General features: G+C 55.7%; 2 protein-coding genes. Both read left to right on the top strand.

Features of this window, described 5'->3' with window-relative positions:
• Positions 1-281: dockerin type I domain-containing protein (locus Poly51_RS30070; protein ID WP_146462650.1), on the top strand; the 281-nt coding region annotated here is incomplete at its 5' end.
• Between the two features lie 526 nt (positions 282-807).
• Positions 808-4052 (top strand): glycosyl hydrolase (locus Poly51_RS30065; protein ID WP_186775925.1); only part of this gene is annotated, 3245 nt, incomplete at its 3' end.

Raw genomic sequence — 4052 nt, 5'->3', positions numbered from 1 at the left:
AAACCGCTGCGTCGTCCGAACTGTGGGGTTTCTCAGAACGCCAGTCGTCGGCGTTCTTCTATGACGTCAGCGGTGATGGCCGGGTGACCGCCCTGGACAGTCTGCAGATCATCAACAAGCTGGGACGCTCGTCGAGTCAGCAAGCTGAAATGAGCGCCATTGACCAGCAAGACTCACTATCGGACCGCGACGATGAATTGGATTGGGTTTCCGATCAACCGTTGCAGCAAGACGGCCTCGTTGATTTAGCTCTCAGCACTTGGAGTCAAGAAAAATCTTGATAAATCGCTCATGGAACGATCGTTGCTCTGCAGCGGAAAGTCCTTCAATCCACTGTCGGCCCATTCTTTTCTCCTCCAAATCCGTCAATTTCTTTCTAAGAACTTCGGTCAGCGGTGGCATCTATTTACAATTGACGAGTTCCCCTTTTTCGAGATCGAGCCTAAAATACCAGCCGAAATTCTCCGCCAATCACAGCAAATTCACTCCCCCTCGACATGCCTACCCAACACCGGCTGGCAGGTCATCCTAGCGATTCAACCACATTCAATATTGGGGTTGGCCTAGTCGCAATGTTGGCTTCCAGCTTGCAACTGCCGCGGTCGGATGATTGGCAGGCATGATGCCTTCCCCACGTTTTTATCTTACCGAAGCACAAGGCATGAAAATGCCGAATCAACTCGTCTCAAGCGACTGTCCCTACGAACCAAGATTGTCAGTATGTCAATGCGGAGAAAGCCACACTCAAAGAACCTCGGACGTAGGCGTCTATTGGTCGAGCAGCTTGAGTCCAGACGCCTTCTTACGGTGAACTTGGCACAATTCCAACCGACGTTCGCCGATTCAATTGGCTCTGGCAGCCTCAATGAAGCGACCGATGGGATTGTCTCAAACGACTCACGGTTGGTAACTCAAGACAGCACCAGTCCGCATTGGGTCGAAGTTCGGTTGCAAGCGCCGTATCCGGTCGGTTCGGCACACGTCTACCTTGGGCTCGACGACACCAACGACGTTTCATCGTTTGACGTTCAGTATCACAACGGCTCGTCCTGGCAAACGATCACCAGCGTCGTGGGCGATAACTCGACGGATCACAATCTGGTTTTTCCGGCCACGGTCACTGCTTCTCGATTTCGCATTCACACCAGCAGCGCGAACGAACTGCAAGTGAAAGAGTTTGTGCTGCTGCCGGCAAACGGTCCGGCTGGCTACCCGCTGGGAACCGCTGTCAACCTGAACCTGGGCGCGTCACTTGCGCCGGGGACAACTTCCGTCGACGGAACCAACTACGCGGTCAACGCGGTCGACGGTTACGTTGCCGATGACTCGCGTTGGATCTCGGATAGCTCGTCGGGCGTCCACCGACTGGCGCTTCGTATTCCGAACAGCCACGAAGTCGGTTCGGTCCACCTGTATTCGGGCGAATCGGGAACCGGTGGAGCGACGATCAATACGCTTACTGATTTTACGATTTTTTACTCGAACAACTTTGGAAGTTCTTACACCGCGATTCCCGGCGGCACCGTTTCGTCGGGCACGATGACCGGCAACTCGATCACCGGAAACACATCGGGCGAATTGGTCATCAATTTTTCGACGCCGGTTTTGGCAAACCGAATTCGCATCGATTTCAATCAAGCCAGTGGTGCGGTGCGTGAGATGGTCGTGTTGCCGGCGAATACGACGTCCACGGGTACCGGCTATCCGATTGGGACTTCGGTCAAATTCGAATCGCCGCCCGCCACGAAGTACGACGACTACGGTGACGCTTGGTATCGAATCGTTTCACGCGAAAACAGTCGCGCGTTGATTGCCGACGAAACCGGTGCGACCCAGGTGATCAACGGGACTCCGGATGTCGAACGTCAGTATCAGGTTCTGTATTCGTACGCCCTAGATGCCTATCGCATCCGCAGCGAAGACACCGGCAAAGCGTTGCAAGTTGAAAATGCTTCGCTGGATGCAGGTGCTGCCATTGTCGAAGGAAACTACTCCGCCGCGCCGCATCAACTTTGGCGTCTCGAGCCGACCGATGGTGGGTTCTTTCAGTTTGTGAATGTCTGGTCGGGCATGGTCCTGCACACCGGCGGTGCCTATCCCAACACGGTGACACAACAACCGATGGATCAGGCCGCCGATCCGGCTGACAACCAAGAGTGGCGACTTGCGTTCATCGATGACTACTTCAAAAAGGGAACAGCCAGCGCCACGGTCGGTTCGTTCGGAAGCAGTTGGTCATACAACTGGGGACGCGGCAATTTCGATTCACTTCCAATCGATCAATTCTATGCTCCGATGCAGTTCCGCCAGGGATGGCCAGCCCTTTCGACTCTGCACCAAAAGTATGACGATTGGAACGATGAACTGAAGCCGTCGTACCTGCTCGGGTTCAATGAACCTGACAAAGAAGACCAGGCGAACATGACGGTTGCTGCGGCAGTCAACCTGTGGCCACAACTCGAGGCGATGGATATTCCCTTGGTATCGCCCGCGAATGCCCACGGAGCCGCAGGGCAAGCTTGGTTAGAAGATTTTTCGGATCAAACCGATGCGCTCGGCTATCGAACCGACTATTCCGGGACGCACTGGTACAGTTCCCCGAATGTGAACAATGTTTTTAACTGGATCGATTCGACGCAAACAAAGTCCAATGGTCGAGACGTGTGGCTGACTGAATTTGCGGTGGTGGATTGGAGCGGTGGAAGCGGCAATTGGTCGGAAGAAACGAACTACAATTTCATTTTGGAGTTCATGTATCGTGCCGAATCAAAAGCGAACCTGGATAAGTATTCGCTGTTCTTGTGGACAGGTGCGGAACCAACCACGCCCTGGGAGAAGTCGAATCCCCGATCGGACTTCTTCATTTCCAATAGTGGCAAAGCGCTGACTCCGTTCGGAAAGGCGTACGCGGGTTGGGATGGCGAGACGGAAGTCGCGAATGAAACGCTTTACGTGATCCACAATCGCGCCGCGTCACATCGGTTGCAAAACGACGGTGGCACGGCGGTTGAACAAGCATCGATTCGCACCGAAGACGATACGGTTCAGTGGCTTGTTCAGGATGCCGGCAACGACGAGGTCTATCTGACGTCGGCCGTCGATGGCCGACGCGCGAAGCTAGAGGCGGGGAATATCGTGATGTCGGAACCCGGGGCTACCGGATGGGGCGTGCGATGGAAAATCCAGCAAGATCAGTTTGGCTGGCAAAACATCGTTCATGTCGGCAGCGGTAATTACTTGCGTTTGAACCGCGTCAACAACGCCAGCGGAGCACCAACGTCGATGACACTGGACGTGGTGACGCCCGCAACTGCGGCTTCACTGGGCAGCACGGACTGGTGGTTCGTCAAACCGTATGTGGAAGCGATTCACAGTGACTTCGGTGACGCGCCGGACGGGTACCCCGTCACACTCGCCGAGGATGGGGCTCGCCATACCAGTGGCGGTCCACAACTCGGCCCGCTCGCCGATTCCGAAGCCGATGGCACCCATTCGGCCGACAGCTCGTTTGATGACACCAATGACTCGGATGACGAAGACGGCGTTGTCCTGCCCAACGCCATTTACGTGTCGTCGTCGACCGCCGCAACCGCATCGGTGGATGTGGAATTGGCCAACGCGGACCCGACTTCGAACCGTCTCGACGCCTGGATCGATTTCAACCGGGACGGCGACTGGTTGGATGCCGGCGAACAGATCTTTACCAATTTCAACCTTGGAACGACCGACGGAATCCAAACACTCAGCTTCACCGTGCCACAGGACACAGGGACGAACGTTGAACTAGGCGACACCTACGCGCGATTCCGACTCAGCACAGCGGGCAATCTGAGTGTCACCGGAGCGACCTTCGACGGCGAAGTCGAAGACTATCGCGTTACCATTGCGGCAGCGGCAGTGCCTGCAACCGTCGTTAATCGCGGCTTGGCCTACCGTGGCGCCAGTGCGATTTATGGCGAAGGCATGGTCGACCCGAACAAGTCGGCGCTGCACGGGCCCGGTGCCGCGGCATCGATGGCCAACTACACCAACTACTCGCAAGGCATCAACCG

It is taken from the genome of Rubripirellula tenax (genome assembly GCF_007860125.1).
GTDB classification, from domain to species: Bacteria; Planctomycetota; Planctomycetia; order Pirellulales; family Pirellulaceae; genus Rubripirellula; species Rubripirellula tenax.
The sequence above is the reverse complement of the archived record's forward strand: the minus strand, read 5'-3'. Positions and strand labels throughout refer to the sequence as shown.